General features: G+C 45.5%; 16 protein-coding genes. 1 reads left to right on the top strand and 15 read right to left on the bottom strand.

What is annotated here, in order from left to right; genetic code table 11:
- Positions 1 to 105 precede the first annotated feature (105 nt).
- The 8 genes from PT964_RS25415 to PT964_RS25380 form a co-directional block, all read right to left on the bottom strand.
- Positions 106 to 942, bottom strand: coding sequence for a hypothetical protein (locus PT964_RS25415; protein ID WP_274366169.1), 837 nt, complete (start codon positions 940 to 942; stop codon positions 106 to 108).
- A gap of 114 nt (positions 943 to 1,056) precedes the next feature.
- Positions 1,057 to 1,182, bottom strand: coding sequence for a hypothetical protein (locus PT964_RS25410; RefSeq protein WP_274366168.1), 126 nt, complete (start codon positions 1,180 to 1,182; stop codon positions 1,057 to 1,059).
- 544 nt (positions 1,183 to 1,726) lie between these two features.
- Entirely contained in the window at positions 1,727 to 2,878 is a 1,152-nt protein-coding gene (locus tag PT964_RS25405) for a M6 family metalloprotease domain-containing protein (protein WP_274366167.1), read from the bottom strand.
- Positions 2,879 to 3,050: 172 nt separating this feature from the next.
- Complete coding sequence (locus tag PT964_RS25400) at positions 3,051 to 4,343, bottom strand: GyrI-like domain-containing protein (RefSeq protein WP_274366166.1); 1,293 nt, start codon at positions 4,341 to 4,343, stop codon at positions 3,051 to 3,053.
- A gap of 13 nt (positions 4,344 to 4,356) precedes the next feature.
- Complete coding sequence (locus tag PT964_RS25395; protein ID WP_274366165.1) at positions 4,357 to 5,310, bottom strand: helix-turn-helix domain-containing protein; 954 nt, start codon at positions 5,308 to 5,310, stop codon at positions 4,357 to 4,359.
- A gap of 296 nt (positions 5,311 to 5,606) precedes the next feature.
- A complete protein-coding gene (locus PT964_RS25390; RefSeq protein ID WP_274366164.1) occupies positions 5,607 to 6,602 on the bottom strand; it encodes a zinc-dependent alcohol dehydrogenase family protein in 996 nt (331 codons plus the stop codon).
- Positions 6,603 to 6,638: 36 nt separating this feature from the next.
- Positions 6,639 to 6,761 (bottom strand): hypothetical protein, encoded by a 123-nt coding sequence (locus tag PT964_RS25385; RefSeq protein WP_274366163.1) that lies wholly within the window; start codon positions 6,759 to 6,761, stop codon positions 6,639 to 6,641.
- A gap of 39 nt (positions 6,762 to 6,800) precedes the next feature.
- Complete coding sequence (locus PT964_RS25380; RefSeq protein WP_274366162.1) at positions 6,801 to 8,237, bottom strand: aminotransferase-like domain-containing protein; 1,437 nt, start codon at positions 8,235 to 8,237, stop codon at positions 6,801 to 6,803.
- Positions 8,238 to 8,324: 87 nt separating this feature from the next.
- Here PT964_RS25380 and PT964_RS25375 point away from each other — a divergent pair, with 87 nt between their 5' ends.
- The gene (locus PT964_RS25375; RefSeq protein ID WP_274366161.1) at positions 8,325 to 9,239 is read left to right on the top strand and encodes a DMT family transporter; all 915 of its coding nucleotides are present in this window, start codon (positions 8,325 to 8,327) and stop codon (positions 9,237 to 9,239) included.
- Positions 9,240 to 9,385: 146 nt separating this feature from the next.
- On the opposite strand, the gene PT964_RS25370 is transcribed toward PT964_RS25375, so the two are convergent.
- The 7 genes from PT964_RS25370 to PT964_RS25345 all read right to left on the bottom strand — a co-directional run bounded on the left by PT964_RS25370 (position 9,386) and on the right by PT964_RS25345 (position 15,851).
- Positions 9,386 to 9,952, bottom strand: a complete 567-nt coding sequence (locus tag PT964_RS25370; protein ID WP_274366160.1) for a CBO0543 family protein — start codon at positions 9,950 to 9,952, stop codon at positions 9,386 to 9,388.
- Positions 9,953 to 10,058: 106 nt separating this feature from the next.
- Complete coding sequence (locus PT964_RS26455) at positions 10,059 to 10,493, bottom strand: GMC oxidoreductase (RefSeq protein WP_337995060.1); 435 nt, start codon at positions 10,491 to 10,493, stop codon at positions 10,059 to 10,061.
- Positions 10,494 to 10,771: 278 nt separating this feature from the next.
- Positions 10,772 to 11,761: a GMC family oxidoreductase N-terminal domain-containing protein gene (locus PT964_RS26450; RefSeq protein ID WP_337995059.1), complete on the bottom strand. Its 990-nt coding sequence runs from the start codon at positions 11,759 to 11,761 to the stop codon at positions 10,772 to 10,774.
- Positions 11,754 to 12,419 (bottom strand): hypothetical protein, encoded by a 666-nt coding sequence (locus tag PT964_RS25360; protein ID WP_274366159.1) that lies wholly within the window; start codon positions 12,417 to 12,419, stop codon positions 11,754 to 11,756. Before PT964_RS25360 ends, PT964_RS26450 begins: the two co-directional genes overlap by 8 nt.
- Positions 12,420 to 13,180: 761 nt before the next feature.
- A complete protein-coding gene (locus PT964_RS25355) occupies positions 13,181 to 13,738 on the bottom strand; it encodes a DEAD/DEAH box helicase family protein (protein WP_274366158.1) in 558 nt (185 codons plus the stop codon).
- Between the two features lie 90 nt (positions 13,739 to 13,828).
- Positions 13,829 to 14,821: a phosphotransferase enzyme family protein gene (locus PT964_RS25350; RefSeq protein ID WP_274366157.1), complete on the bottom strand. Its 993-nt coding sequence runs from the start codon at positions 14,819 to 14,821 to the stop codon at positions 13,829 to 13,831.
- Positions 14,822 to 15,482: 661 nt separating this feature from the next.
- Positions 15,483 to 15,851 (bottom strand): VOC family protein, encoded by a 369-nt coding sequence (locus tag PT964_RS25345; protein WP_274366156.1) that lies wholly within the window; start codon positions 15,849 to 15,851, stop codon positions 15,483 to 15,485.
- Positions 15,852 to 15,965 lie beyond the last annotated feature (114 nt).

The raw sequence follows: 15,965 nt of genomic DNA, 5'->3' as shown, positions 1-15,965 counted from the left end.
CCGATGGATAGCCCTACCGCCTTACACAAACTTCTTGACGCTCCCATCGAGAAGCCATTTTCCGCAAAATAGCGCAGTAAAACCTCACTATCGTCCTTGATCATCTTAATACGATTTTATCGTCATAAGACTTTTTAATGTTTTGTAGGCTCTCCATTCTAACCTTGCCATTTCACTTGGCGGCTCCCACTGAATTTGCCAGCCGCCGTCTTCCTCCGGCACCTCTAAATGATACTGAATCGTTTTATTCGTGAAAATCTTTCTGCAGTATGCGTCCGCTGTCGGAGCGAATTCTAAAGGCGTCAGCCCGTAATTTCGCGGCGGAGCCTCCAGACAAAAGAACCGCGCATGATAAAGCTCGTCGGCGAGTTTATCGTAAATCATTTTTATTTCTTCCGTTTGAGGCAAGCTTTCGAGAAGGCAGAACGCATTTAATATCGTATGCGAGTCCTCGTATGTTGCCGAAGAAATATCGTTCAAGCAGACGTCCGCAGCCTGATCCAGCCAAGGGTGCTTTACTCCTTGCCAACTTAACAGGCCGACCAAACTTGTAAGCCTGCTAAACGATGCTTGTTCCGACATCGGATGGTTCCAATGTTCGGCTCTAGGATAACTTCGTAAGGAAGCCGTTATTGTTGCAATCCCTTTTTCCAAATCCGCATTTCGCGAAACGTAGTCGCAAACCTTGTAAGCTAAATCTAAATCTTTTATTTTCAAATCGTATAAAGTCCTAAGACCAAATTCAACAAAGAGCGGTTGACTCTCCGGCGTTCGCAAGTCCGGTTCCAATGCGTGCCCGAATCCGCCGTCTTCATTCTGATATGCCTTAAGTGCATCCAATACTCGGCTTTGGGAACCGGCAAAAAAGAAATATTCAAATATTGTTCTTTCCAAAAGTCTTCCGTTGTTCCAAATGAAATTTGCAGCTTTTTCATAATTCATATGAAGCCCCCGGCAAATAAAAATAATATATTGGTTAACGGCCACATTTCCTTTTCCAGACTTTCCAGATCAAATTGCTCCTGCATTTTTTATCTCGAAATAAATTTTCTTCAATCACATCATATCTTTCTCTTCTTTTAATCGTTTCACTTCTTTTTCCAAATAATCAAGGCGTTTGTGAATTCTATAGATCAAAGGAGAATATGCGCATATCATTGCAACAAAAAATATCCATCCCACATTGATCCCTCCTTCAGGTGTAATTTTAACCTTATTATTAATAATTAACCATTAAATGCAATCGATTCCCGGTACCACTTTTCTGAAAAAGGGCAAATTTTATTTATTATGTCCATGCCGGTAAAGCCGAATGTGCATATTATGGGTTTGTAGGGTATGTAGAAGGAGAAAAATCAATAGGCACTTGCTATGCGACAACTCTAAAAATAAGAGCCTTATATTAGGCTCTTATTCCATTCTTATGAGAACAACACGAACTATCGACCTACATAGAGACTTCTTTTTAATACGCAAAGACCAAATCCCACTTCATAAAAAGAGGAGACGTTCAAGATGAAAATACAACCCGTAAAAAGAGCCAACAATAGGAAATGGAACAAAGTAAAACCACAGTTCCCGAGATCGAAGCATAAGAAAACTCGTCCATTAAAAGGAAACAAAAGGGGATTAGTGCAAAGGCTGCCTAGTTCATTTAACGAATTGGGCCTCTTGGAAATGCCGTCGGGACACGCGCAGTCGACATATGATGAGTATTGAGGGATGACTAATGCCACTTTTTAACTTCTATATAGTCACCTTGTTGGCTGTGACGCAGTACATTAACTTCAATACCTTGATTTGGATCGCTAAAAGTTGAAACTTTCCCGCTTTTTTTACCGAAGCATGCATTGTTCATACTTGTTCTTGTTTCCGGCAAGTCGCCGGGAATAGGACTAACGATTTGAATAGGTCCATAGCCGGTTTCTATTCCGGAATTGACTATGTAAATTAATACACCTTGATCTAACGCGTTGATATCGTTATTCAAACTCCGTCTGCTCTCTACTACATATGCTGAGGTTTCTCCGATTCGAATGACGATAAGTTTTGTTTCATTGTCCGGCAACTCAATAGGCGTGAGAACATGATTTGTAGTACCGCGACTATGGATCACATCTACTTGATTGTCTTTTAACCAACCAAGCTTCCATTTGTGCCATCCTAAGTGTTCGGATGCATGACCGCTAATGTCCCCCATAACGTCCCAACCACCGACGTAATAATGAATGTCGAGGGATGTTCCTTTCGCTTCAAAAGCATAAAGGTCAGGCAATCCGAACGTATGGGAAGTTTCATGTACCAACACCTTGTAACCCCAACGCCACATGTCTTGCCCAATTGTTGCCCCATATACCACAGCAGTACCATTAACCACGATCCGTTGCTTACTTTGATCGATGTATGCAGGAGAAAATGTAATCGCAGTTGCGTTTTTGGAGGGAACGATATATACAAGATCGTATAGAGCAAAATCAACCTCCTCTGCAGCTAGTTTTACAGCCTCACTAACATACTCCGCATGCTTATCGAAGGTCAGACCCCGCTCGAAGCCATAATCGGCGTCAATGCGACTCATATGAAACCACCGATGAATTGGGGTTATTATTAATTGTAGGGCTCCAAATGAGGAATTACTGTACCAGTTTTCCGTTGCAGGGCTGAACCAGTCGAAGTATGGCTTTGTATCGCGGTAGCCTTCTTCGGCTTCCGTCGATAAAGCGTTCGGAAAATCAACAAATATCATGACTGCATTCAATTTTCCGCTCGGTCTAAGAAATATATCATAGTCGGTGTCTACTATCCCTTCGTTGGTCCAATGGGCGGCATTCGGCAATTTACCGTTCCATTCATCGTCCATAGACTTTTCAGAACTCAAAATATTCACACTCCTTCCCGTTATGGCAGCTCCTCACTGATCGGCAGCGATAATCTGTGCGGGTCCGTCAATATAGAGACTACATTAATCTCTTCCAGCTCATTTGGTAGATTCGCCATACTTTATATCCAATCTACCCGTGTATGTAACGAGGCCAAGAGCTGTTTAGGCGTTAATACTTTTGGATATTGAACCGATTACCGTCAGGATCGAAGAAATGAAAACGGGCAAACCCGCCGACATTACCGAAAATACCGGAAACCGAAACTCCGCTTTCCTGTAAAAATGTATGATAGTTTTGAAATGCCAAACTATCGTGTAACACACAGCAGGGTCTAGCCGGCCCGTTAATCTGCCCGGTGTATGCATCCGAGGGCAGCGTTTCAAGCCACCATAAGGAATTGCCGGGATGATGCTCGACTCCGAGACCCATTAGAGCACACCCCTTATCAAAATGCTCCTCAAGTAAAGACATCCCTACGTATCTTTGATACCAGTCCACGGCGGAGCGAATATCCTTTACGCCGATTCGAATCCACCCCGGACACAACCTGGCGCCGTAATCTTGTTCGAGCTCCGGCCATCCGCAGACCGTCAGCCGGGTACCTTCATAAGTCGACCATACATCGAAATATTGCCGGTCGCCCGGACCGTCGTAAATTTCGGACACCCGAATGTTATTTTCTTTAAAGTACATGTGGGTACCGACGAGATCCTTCGTATTCCAACACCAGCGTATATTGGGTTCTATACCGCGATCAGCCATGAAGTAGTTCGGTTTGTTTTCGGGCAGAAAGGAATTCAACCATACTCCGAAGGCGTGCTGCGTCATTTTTTCAGTGTGGGAGTAATACGTTTCCCGGCTTTTCCAGTTGAAATGCTTCGCAAACCATTCGACAGCCCCCTCATGATAATCCCACAAAATATCGACTAGGCCTCCGTCGAAATTCAGGGAAGGAACGGCGTAAGGCACAGCCCCTTGCTTTTCCATTCGCATTTTAACCGGACACCATATTTCGATTTCAGCGAGCAAATCGTCGCTTTCCTTAAACCCGATATCGTACCGTTGAATATAAAACGGCGACGCTTCAACATAGTCGGATTTGGGCAGCCACTGCTTCAGCAATTGATCAATCGAGGTACCGATCGTACGTGCGGAACCTGTATGCGCGGTGACCGCATACTGGTGCGCCGGAATCGTTCGAACGGACATTCCCTCCGGCAGGTCATCCAGATCCGTCTCGACACAAGCAAAAAGGGTAAACGCTTTTCCAGGCATATAATCGTCCGAAAACAAGGAGAGAATATATACGTTGTCGTTTTTGCGGGAGGGAATTTCCTCCAGCCGTTTCATGAAATCTTTAATCAGCTTGGAAACAGCCGTACCGAGATAATTCTCGTTCGACACGTCAGCCGTAATCCCAACCAGTCTTAACCGATCAAGAGACCCGATATGAATGTTCATAGTATTACTCCTTTTAATGAAGTTCCGTTATCGGTATACATAAATCCTTATACACTGCATTTCTTACATCCGATACAGAAAATAACTCTAAAAAAGGCCTCCCATCTACGACATAACCGGTGGAGGGCAGCCAGTCATGGAGAAATATATCCAAAATGAATGTGCGCACCTTCGGATCATTCTCCAGCTGTATGACGGCATAGGTCCCTCCTGCAAGCCATCGGCTGTTTATTCCCAAATCGTTACCGATATTTGAGGGAATCGTTCGGCAAGCATCATAGCGCCATCCGATCAAATTCCGGCTCTCGAAAGGGAGCTGATACGGAATGCCGATCTGGAAAGATTGAAAAACCTGATTCTGTCTTGTCCGCGTCCATGCGGACACTTTATCGAACGCCTGCATGATTCTTTCTTGATCGGAGTAAGGATCGATACTTCCCAAGCACCTATCGTAGATTACGCGGTGTGCAGGAAGCTGTTTTACCGAAACTTTTAAAGACCGAATTGTCTCAACGCGCGTCGTGCTATCCGGATATGTTCTATTGTAATAGGTTGTATTAAAATATCTTTCCGTAATCTTGCGGTCCATTTCACAAATCTTGCGATTTTTATCGGTCGTTGATTCTTTGAACTGGGAAGCGTTTATACCAAAATAGTTTTTAAAAGAACGGGAAAAGTCAGCAATGGAAGAAAAACCGCATTCATCCGAAATCTCCGACAAGCTCCGATTCGGGTTGAGCGCTATTTTTTTCATAGCATGCTCCAATCGGGTCCGCTTTACGTAATCGTTGAGGCTTTCGTCCGTAACGGCTTTAAATAAACGGTGGAAATGAAATGGAGAATAGGAGACCAGCTCCGATAATTTATGTAGCGTTAATTTCTCGCTCAGGTGTTCCTCTATGTAATCCATTACGGTAAAAACGATCATCCGGTGGCTATCTTTAATAACTATAGGTGAACTGCTCATGTAAGCTCTCCTGTCAAATATAGTAAATGTAAATATTCCCCACCAGTGTTCAAGCTCCTTTAATGTGAACAAAAAAAACTACGACTGACCAATTCACATACAGAGTTGCTTTCACCGCTTTATGCGATTCTTCGTTCAAAATTGCGGTAAGCCATAGCTGTCGGTCCCACTTTGTACGATTTTCCATTTAAAATTTCAGGATGCTGTTGCGCGTAAGTGCCGTTTTGTACGATATATCGTTCAACCAATTGGTCAGTCGTAGAAAAAAAAGCCCTGCTAATTTTCTAGGAGAGCACCTAATTTGTTAATAAAATTTTTCCTTTCTTCCTCTCCGGCGATTGAGCTGCACGAATCGCTTCATGTACATCTATAAGATTATACTGATCGGCGGGCATCATGAGTCTTAATCTCCCGTCAATGATGAATGATATCAGCCGGTTAAATGATTCTTTCCAAGCTTGTATAGATACTTGTTGATTCCAATGCCTCAGGTGAAACATCTTAACGTTGACTTTTGCCTTATGTGTAAGATCTGCCCAATGGACAGAGGTTCCGGATAGTAGTCCTATGGTCAAGAACGTGCCGCCGGGACGTACGCAAAAAGCTAAATCCGTACCGGATTCACCTCCAACGGAATCAATGGCTGCATTAGCACCCATCCCATTCGTCAGTTCTCTAACGGTTTCATGTAATTGGGCTTCTTCTGTATTGATTACATACGAAGCGCCAAGATGAAGCAATTCTTTGGTGTGAGTGTTATTTCTCGTCACGGCAATCAGGCGAAACCCAATAATCTTGGATAATTGGGCAAATATGCGACCTATAGAGGACCCGCATGCATTTACTAATAAAACATCGTTCGGACTTAATCTCAATACTTCAGTACATGAAAGCCAAGCCGTTAACGGGTTTATGTATAATTGGGCGGCAATATCATCATGAACAGAATCAGGAATGCAAACTGCTAAATCTGCTGATGTTTTAACATATTGTTGCCAAGTACCTTCTCCCCGTAAAGGCAAAACACGGTTCCCAATAAGATTCTGAGAAACGGAAGGTCCAACAGCTTCTACAACACCTACTCCTTCGTACCCAGGAATAGCCGGTAACGTAATACGATGCGAATAGACCCCAGTGATCGGTATTAGATCGGATGGGTTGATGGGACGGGCTAGCATACGTACAAGAACTTCTCCAGGCCCCGGGCTTGCGATTTTTTTACTCTCCACCCTTAGAACTTGTTGAGGCGCACCAAACTCATAATATGTTATACAATTGTTTGTCGTCTCCATGTAAGAAACGTTCCCCTCTGAACATAACTTTGATAATCAGACGATAGCCTCCCCGATCGTGTTAGGCTTTGCTAATTTGATGATCTTGCTCTCGTCATCCCATTCAAATACTTCCGAACGGCCGCCTTCTCCAATTTTGTTGCCGATTTTATTGATCATGTTACTTTTACTTGCTCCTTCTTCGGTTACATTAATCTGTCAAATCTTTTGTTCGCGACAAGAACTACTACTCAACTCATCAGCTATGGCCAGCAGCCGTTTTACGCCAATCTCAAGATTCGCTTCGTTCAGATAAGAATAACTTAGCCGCAGCCAATCATTCATTTGGCCTAACGGATCGCAGATCTGACCCGGAACGAATGCGACGGATTGCTCAATGCATCGCTGAAGCAGCTGCTGCACTGAGATTTCCTGCGGCACTTGAATCCAGAGGTTGAGCCCGCCTTGCGGGGATTCAAAATGCCAGTTTTTCGGGACGATGAGGCGCTCCATCCTTTCCCTCCTGAGATCTAACGCTGTACGCAGCTTAGCGACATGCTCCTGCAAACGATTGGAAAAGAAATAATGCTGAAAAATCTTCTGGTTCAACAATGGCGTCCCGTTATCCGAAAGCGCCTTTACTGGAACTAGACTCGCCATCAACGACGGTCTAGCCGCCAATATCGAGATTCGCAGCCCAGGAGCCACATACTTACTGAAGCTTCGAATATAGACGACATACCCTTCCGTGTCGTAATAGAACAGCGGCGGTGGCGGCGGACTGCCGAAGTAAATGTCATGGTACACATCATCCTCTACCAGAATGCATTGGTAGCGCTCCGCGAGCTCAATCAATTGCTTGCGCTGATGTACGGGAACGGTGTAGCCGGTTGGATTCTGATATGTCGGATTCATATAGAACAGACGCGGTCTTTCCAGTCGCATCAACGCTTCGATTTCCTCGAGATTATAGCCGTCCGGCGTAATCCGAACCCCGAGCAACTCGATATTCTGCTGTAAGAAAGCATCGATAGCCGGACTATATGTGGGCCGCTCGATCAATACTTTATCCCCAGGCTTCACTAACGCGCGCGACACCAAATCGATGGCTTGCTGCGAACCCGTCGTAACCATCAATTCCTCTGTAGAGACAATAATGCCCTGCTTCTGCTGATAGTACGCCGACATCGCTTCTCTTAATTCAACATCGCCCATCACCGTGGAATACGTACTTAATACCTTCGGGTACAGATCGAATACCTGCTTCACATAGTTGGACAAAAATACGTTCGGCAGCAGCAGCGGGTCGATCAGCGCTTCGGACATCTGATATTCAACCGGAATGCGATGAATCTCGGATAAACGGTTACGATTAATATACATCGGTTTAGCCTGATAGTCCCATCTTCGTTCATCTGTGCCGACGTCAGGTGAATCTGACACAGCAGTCGGCCCCACATAGTACCCCGATTTATACTTGGCATGGATTACCCGCTCATCCGCCAACTGCCGGTAAGCCTTCAATACGGTCAGACGATGGACTTGCATACGCTCGGCCATACTCCGTACGGAAGGAAGCCTATCCCTCTGTTTCCATTCTCCTTGTTTGATTCCCTCTATAATAGCCTCGTACACGGCTTGACTCCCTGACTTCATAACCCGCACCCCTATGATCTGTTCTACTCATTATTAAACTGTTCTATCACCTTCCCTTTATAGTATACAAAAAAAGGAGTGGGTGTAATGGTTATATTCAATTATGTCGTGATGTGTTTGATTTTCGGAACAACATTTCTCGCAATCAAGATTGGCGTAGAGTCCGGAATTCCGCCATTCATGGCTGCAGGCTTACGCTTTACGGTCGCCGGTATATTGATCTTAATTTGGATGCGGATGAACAGAAAAATATCGCTCGCCTTTTTATGGAAGAAAGAGCTTTTGTTCATCGGGAGCGGAAGCACGTTTCTCGCCTTTGCAACGTTATATTGGGCCGAGCAGCATATCGATTCCGGCATTGCTGCGATTTTATCGGCAACGGGCCCAATGATGATACTCTTTATCCAAAGCCTCCTGCTCGGCAAACTCCCGAAACATATCGAACTGATCGGCTGTTTGATCGGATTTGCAGGCGTTTGCCTATTGCTTTTGCCTAAGCTGGTTATCGGCTGGGACCTGTTGTGGATCGGGAGCTGTCTGTTAGTTCTGCTTGGCGAGCTTGGCTATGCAGCAGGGAGCGTATTAACCCGCAAAGCTGTTCTAACGATGCATGAACTCTCCCCGATCGCGATTAACGGTGCACAAATGCTGTATGGCGGCATCATCCTCCTGCTGCTTTCTGCATGCATGGAGCAGGCTCCCATCAGCTTGCTCTTCTCTTGGCAATCGACCGGTTCGCTACTTTACTTGATACTAATCGGATCAATGCTTGGCCATAGCCTTTATGCATGGCTGCTGAAAGCGACCAATGCCTTCTTCCCGTCTACCTGGCTTTATATCTCGCCGATTATTGCGATGGGACTAGGTGCACTTTTCAATCGGGAGCAAATCTCCGTCTCCTCTTTAGTTGGCTCAATTCTTGTTATTAGCGGTATCGTTCTACCCAATTTGCACAAACTGAAGAAGCGAAAGCTGCATAAGACAGCTAGCTCTTCCGCTTGAGCGATTGTCAGTTGAAATGAAACAGCGATGGATCGGTTCCATCGCTGTGCTCTGTTATAGATTTTGCTTGGACAAAGTGAGGCTGCCAGGAACAAACATATGGACTGAAAGCATTGAATCCTTTGATGCTGTGCTGCCTAAAAATTTTATGTCGAATGCCTTTGAGCAACCCCAAAGAGATCTGCAATCCACTTCCCAAGTAAACCGCCAACAAGATAAAGAATAAACAACTGGAAGTAACTGGACTCAAGTAACTGGAACAATCCTGACCATGACAACAATGGTTTGAACAAGAATGCAAAAGCAACCGATATTAAAGTTAGGTATAAATAGTATTTCCATTTGCTTTTTAAGGTGAATTGGTAAACAAACATATATGCCACCGGGATTAATGCTGCATCCAAATTAAAGCTGAAAGGCGGGAAGGCTGCGATTTTATATGGATATTCCCACATCCTGTGTGTGGTTGCATACAAATCAATATATATTGCGATTACATGAATGGCAAATCCGAAAAAACCAATTTGGAATGCTCTTTTTCGATTCATAAAAAACACAAGAGCAACGAGAGGCACCAAAATCATCGCCAATATAACCCAAAACTGCCATGTTTCCATGTTTGAATACGTCTTCCAATATGCAGACCATCCGTTTGCTACATCCGATGCCTGTTCGGTTAATTGTTCAAATAACTGTTTTTGCTTATCGGTCATGGTAACCCCCCTCTATACATATATTGCCAATAAAATACAGGGAGTATCCATGTAGAAACTGAAATTTTAATTTTTTTGGCGAAACTACATTGCCGTTATTAATTTATTAGCGGAAATACTTTTCGTCGATCTTTTCCGCTGTGCGGGTCGCAAGCGCTTGAGTCGTAAGCGTCGGGTTCGTGCCCCCCAACGAATTGTAATGAACGCTATTATCGGCGACGTACAAGCATTTCGTCTGGTAAGCTTCGCAGGCGTCGTCGACGACGTACCCCATACGCATTGTGCTTTCCATGTGGATCAACAGGGAGGCGGGCCAATCCGTCCGATGCACCTTCTTGGCACCCGCTTTTCGAATGATATTAACGGCGATTCGCACCAATGCTTCGCGGTTTCGAACGGCTTGCGGCCCTGGTATGTAAGTGACAATCGGAACAGGCCCATGCTCGTCTCTATTCTTCGGATCGACCGTCACTCCGTTGCGATGGACGACCTCATCGTCCGTAAGTATGCAGATGCTTAAGGTCCTTCGGTAATTCTCCATCCAATGTTGCAGTTCCGGTCCCGAAACGCGACCCCGACTGTCCCAAGGCGAATCAGAATGAATCATGGGAAAGCTATAACCCGCCTGGGTGATCCCATAACTCATTGTTGAGAAAAGTCCTGGACTTAAACCCGTAACAAACAAGGCGCCGAGTCCGGGATAGTCCAATCTTGCTCCTGAAGTCTGGCCCACGAAGGGGTTGATTTCCGAGCACCCCAATATCGAATTCAGGTCGTGTTCCTCAAACATCCCTGTGACCCAATCCATGTAATGATTCGTTAGCCCCTCCCGACCCACGGATTTCTCGGCAAATCCGAATTTAACCACAGACGCGGGCTTTCGATCGCTCCGGCGGCCATCACCACGACGCCGGCCCGGATCTCTTCCGTCTCACCCGTCCACGTGTCCCGCACAAGTACGCCGACCGCGCGCAAGCCTTCCGTCGAATGTGTTTCAGTCAAGATCCGTACGACAAACGTATTAGGCCTGATGGATACGCAACCGGTGCGTAATGCCAGAGGGATATAGCTGACAAGGGTCGATCGCTTCGCGACCTTGTCCACCGTCGTCCCATGCGGACATCCGTTAATACAATGCCCGGCAAGCGTGCAACCGGTCATCCAAGACAATTGCTCCAACGAAACGTTCGGGTTCGTAATGTTCGGATTCGGTGGCAATATGGCGTTTGGCTGCGGACGATACCCGGGCACCGTAACATCCAACGTTGGAATGAGCTGCCATCCGGCTTTACGCGCACCGTAGTAAAACAATTCTTCCTTTGCGGTCGTCGGCGCGAATTCGACGGGCAATGTGGCCTCTACCTTCTCGTAATAAGGAATCAATTGGCGATAGGGTATCGGCCAAGCGCCGTCGACCGACGCGGGAAATGCACGGGGAGAGTTCGCTAGATACACCTGCGTCGTTCCGCCGACACCGGCTGCTTGCCAAACGAATCCGTTCTGCGTTAGGTTCCGGAACCATGGCGCCCGACTCCGGGCGGCAGGTCCCCAACGGAACTTGCCCGTGATTAACTCGTTCATATCGCCCTCAAGCTTGTTAAACTGTTCCTTGAATAAAGCGATATTCAAATCCTCTACGTCGGAGCTTGCGCGAGCCCCAGGGTGTTCATTGGGTATCGGCCATTTCGCATTGCCGTACCAAGGACCCGCCTCCAACACAAGGACGCTCCTTCCACGCTCTCCGAGTTCTTTGGCGATTACAGCTCCGCCGCCGCCCGAACCGATGACAATGACATCCGGCTCACCCATTAGAATCCTCTCCTTTACGTCTCGGATACTTCAATACGAACCCGCGATAACCGCGATACCCGAAGGAAGGTCCCGGATATTCGACAAACCGCCACCCCGGAGGGAAATATTGTATCCTCCGATCTTGCGGTGCATTTAACCGTGTCGTCCCGTACCCGAACCACTCCGAGTAGTATCCGAACAGCGTTAATTGATACAACGAGTTTACGATGATACGAATAAGGGCGGGATGATCGGTAAAAGGAGGAGGAGCTTCGGAAAGCGGGAAGTCGAGCCGGTCCAGGAGATGGAGGGCAAATAATCGGTCTATACGCGAAAGCGTGGAGAACAAGCCGCCGCCGGGGAAAACACTAGGGTAAATCTGGCGTTGTGTCCCATCTTGCAGAACGAGCCGTTCCGCTCCGATATCTAGCAATCTCGCCGTCGCAACCGAAAGCGGTGGGACGGTTCCTTCTGCACCGACAGGAACGAATTGCGAATGATCCAACTGCTTAATGAGGTATCGATCTGTATCGAACTGCGGAGCACCGGGAATGATTTCGGCCCCTCCCACGTAATTCGTTTCCAACATGGGCGGGATGATCGCATCTGCCAACGCTTGGAACGTCGCCCTCGTGTGTGCGTCCCCCGTCCCCGAGAATGCTCTGCTGTGAGTCATTCCGTTCGCCCCGTTTCGGATCCGCTTCTTAATATTACATGTATTTATTCGAATCCCGTCCTATGCCGGGACAAGGAATCCGATTCGTGGCGAGCCCTAGACGGTGCGAAACAAGGAAAGATGTTTTACTCTGCCATTTCGAGAAAGCGGCGCAGTAGTCCGATTAGGCCTTTGGGTCTAGAGCGGCTGTCGGTTCATCAAGTGAAATAATTTGCTCATTACGGCCTGTTAACAGTTCGTCAATGTATGCTGCTTTTCGTTGATCTTCTGTCTGGGAATATATGAGGTCTAGCCAAAGCTTTTGTGCTTTCCCTTTGAGAAATAACATAGGGATTTGTAATGAAATTAATAGCACTCGATTGAGTAGTTCAATCACTGCCGCAGCCTTTCAGTTAGCGGTGTCCGAATCCGGTACATAATGTCCATCGAAAGCATCGATCCGATAAAATATGCCCCTACCCATGGAACAATGTGCATTAAAGCAAAGAAGAATCAAGCACACCTTGAAGACGGGAGCTACACGAAACGCTTGAGTGATCCCCCAAATTAGATGGGACAGCATTTCCTTTTTTATGGGACGAAATAACATGAAAGCTGGAATCATCGGTTTCCTGCCAGACTTAAGAATGAAGCTTTATCAAATAAATCTTCCCGTTAGCAGAAACAAGGCTCCCGATTGTTTCATCGGCAGCCTCGTTAAGTTGTATTATTGAGCTCTTGTACCCGTTAGCCAGCCAATGTTCCCCGGCAACAAAAAACCGTTATAAAGCAAATCTGTTCTTAATGATTTCGGCAACTTCCCGAGCGGTTACTTCCGTGTTGTTTATTCTAATATAATTTTCTTTTTTGATTTCTCCCTCTATAGAGTTCAATCGATGCTGCTCCATTGTCTTTATAAGATTCTGTTCGGAGCGCACGAAATCTCTCTTTGATGGTTTATGCTCAAGTCTATGAGGAGTCTTATTGCGCGCTATTCTTTCCTTCAGGTCGGCTTCAAGCTCAACAAAATAGATTTCCGCACCCTTGTCCTCAAATATTTTACAAACTTTATCGACGTAATCCCAATCGTCCTGTAAATCGAATGCCCATACAAAAGTGAATATCATTCCGTACATATCGCTGGCGGCGGCAGCTTCAAATATGTCCTGACGAAATTTATTCACTAATCCCCACATTTCACGACTGAAGCCAAAATAAGGTGCCAGCAATTCAATCGTCATATGGTTGTGGAACAGCTTTAAATCGGTTATCCTCTCCAGTTCATGCCCCACCGTCATTTTCCCCACTGCCTGCGGACCAAATAATAAGACGAACTTCACGATCTGCCTCACCACTTTGGGAAGTATTTCAATTAATGGTAACACAGATTATACAAGTAAGCGATGGATCGGCTCATCGCCGTGCTGTCTTCATTCCCAAAATGGTGTACCTGTGAATAAAAAATGTTCCCCAATTGCATACCTGCCAAATTCACGAGATGCAGACTTTTGCACATCCGTAGGCAGCCAGCTGTTCGCGTCGGGCAAACCGAGAGAGTGAATCATCGATGTTAGCCGTGAAGCTATAAACAATCCTTCTAATTGAGTCACATAATCATTGGGTAACGGAAAGTGTTCTCCATACCAATCGATATATTGTTGCCTGGCTTGGGGGTGAATAAAACAAAATGTGCAGGCCAAATCATTGAGAAAAAAACCGTATCCACTCGCGCCAAAGTCTATTGGATTTGCAACTCCATCTACATAAACGATATTGTTCGGAAATAAATCATTGTGCAATACGCCCCAAGTCATATTATTTTTAGGGAGTGTGTCGAGCAGAGCTATCGCTTTTTCCCCAGCGACATTAAGTATCTGAACATCATGAGCATCTAATAATCCCTCGCCTACCCGCTGTTTGAGCATGTCCAAAGCGGTTCGTACGCGTGCACTATTATACGTTGGACGGACAAAAGATGAGGGGGACTGCCACTTACTGGCCTGACGGTGCAATGCTGCGGTCATTTCAGCCGTGGATTTCAACTCTTGCTCGCTGGTAAAGTATTGTTTTTGCTCGCCTACCACCCAATTAAGCATCGTGCAATAAGTTTCGTCCACTTGCGTGACATACGTCCCTTGCTGATTGCGTTTTGGCACAGGGAGAGTAAGACTGGTATCACGATTAAGAGCATCCAGCCATATCAACTCAGAATCCAGCACGTCTCGGCGTGTCCAGATCTTTTCAAGCGTACTGCTTTTTGGTACGTGAACACGCAAGCTGTATAACAACCCGTGATTATCTTTAATTTTAAAAACCGCGGCACCGCTTTGAGCTATCGGCGATACCGATGCAACGTTTATATCGTACTGTGCAAGCGCATGTTGCGCGATGATTGCATTATCCATTCTGTTCACACTTTCCATAGGAAATCTCCCCTTACACCAAAGAAATGGAATCGTCAGCTTTGTGATAAGAATATTGCAATTATAATAATGGCAAAAATTTTATAATATGTACGAAACATTTTAGAGCTATTCTTTACACACAGCGACTAAACTGCTCGCGTGTTCAGCCAAAAAAAAACNGGCAAAAATTTTATAATATGTACGAAACATTTTAGAGCTATTCTTTACACACAGCGACTAAACTGCTCGCGTGTTCAGCCAAAAAAAAACTACGACTGACCAATTCACATACGAATGCTTCATGATCCTGCGTTGCTTTCACCGCTCTATACGATTCTTCGTTCAAAATCGCGGTACGCTATAGCTGTCAGTCCCACTTTGTACGATTTTCCATTCAAAATTTCAGGATGATGCTGCCTGTAAGTGCCGTTTTGTACGATATTTCGTTCAAAATGCCGGCGCCCAGTCGTTGCGGGTACCCTTTTGTACGATTATTCGTTCAAAATCTCGGTGTCCATCGCAACATACTTCAATGTAAGTCAATTGGTCAACGGTAGAAAAAAAAACGGATGCTTAAGCACCCGTCAGTTCAATAACCATGTACGCATCAAACATTAGCAACTTTGCTGTATTTGCGCGATATTTTCAAGCTATTTTATCCGTTAACGGATTATTGATGTCATTTGGTGAGAATCCGGAACGTGACGCCGAATTTATCCGTTACATTGCCGTAAGCGGGACTTTTTTGCAGCGGCTCGTTGACTTGACCACCCTGTTTCAATGCATCAAAATATTGAGCAGCCTGATCTTTGTCAGGGGTTTGAACAACGATGGTTACTTGCGTTCCTTTCTGGTAGTTGCTGCCGGTAACATTGTCGGTAATTTGATGATATAGAACAAATGGAATCGAACTGGCTATACTCATTTGAATTACGTCTTTTGTTCTGTTTGAAGCCCAATAAGTTGTTGAAAGCAGTTCAAATATAATATCCGTATCCAACAGTTTAGGATCATCGCTAACGGTGAAATCATCTCTAACCCACTTCAAACAAATCCCCCCTGCTTCTCCAAGGTCCGCGGTGTTAATCTTTAAATGAATTGTTTAAATCCGTAGAGGTGTAACTGCTAAACTAAAGTGGACAGAAAATGCTAGATAAGAATG

The sequence above is a fragment of the Paenibacillus thermotolerans genome (assembly GCF_028745515.1).
Lineage (GTDB): Bacteria > Bacillota > Bacilli > Paenibacillales > YIM-B00363 > Paenibacillus_AE > Paenibacillus_AE thermotolerans.
The sequence above is the reverse complement of the archived record's forward strand: the minus strand, read 5'-3'. Positions and strand labels throughout refer to the sequence as shown.

Coding starts and splice junctions, on each gene's coding strand:
- PT964_RS25415 (WP_274366169.1), bottom strand. CDS start 942: ATGAATTATGAAAAAGCTGCAAATTTCATTTGGAACAACGGAAGACTT.
- PT964_RS25350 (WP_274366157.1), bottom strand. CDS start 14,821: ATGGAAAGTGTGAACAGAATGGATAATGCAATCATCGCGCAACATGCG.
- PT964_RS25370 (WP_274366160.1), bottom strand. CDS start 9,952: ATGACCGATAAGCAAAAACAGTTATTTGAACAATTAACCGAACAGGCA.
- PT964_RS25385 (WP_274366163.1), bottom strand. CDS start 6,761: ATGATCAATAAAATCGGCAACAAAATTGGAGAAGGCGGCCGTTCGGAA.
- PT964_RS25360 (WP_274366159.1), bottom strand. CDS start 12,419: ATGACTCACAGCAGAGCATTCTCGGGGACGGGGGACGCACACACGAGG.
- PT964_RS26450 (WP_337995059.1), bottom strand. CDS start 11,761: ATGGGTGAGCCGGATGTCATTGTCATCGGTTCGGGCGGCGGCGGAGCT.
- PT964_RS25400 (WP_274366166.1), bottom strand. CDS start 4,343: ATGAACATTCATATCGGGTCTCTTGATCGGTTAAGACTGGTTGGGATT.
- PT964_RS25395 (WP_274366165.1), bottom strand. CDS start 5,310: ATGAGCAGTTCACCTATAGTTATTAAAGATAGCCACCGGATGATCGTT.
- PT964_RS25390 (WP_274366164.1), bottom strand. CDS start 6,602: ATGGAGACGACAAACAATTGTATAACATATTATGAGTTTGGTGCGCCT.
- PT964_RS25380 (WP_274366162.1), bottom strand. CDS start 8,237: ATGAAGTCAGGGAGTCAAGCCGTGTACGAGGCTATTATAGAGGGAATC.
- PT964_RS25375 (WP_274366161.1), top strand. CDS start 8,325: ATGGTTATATTCAATTATGTCGTGATGTGTTTGATTTTCGGAACAACA.
- PT964_RS26455 (WP_337995060.1), bottom strand. CDS start 10,493: ATGGAGAATTACCGAAGGACCTTAAGCATCTGCATACTTACGGACGAT.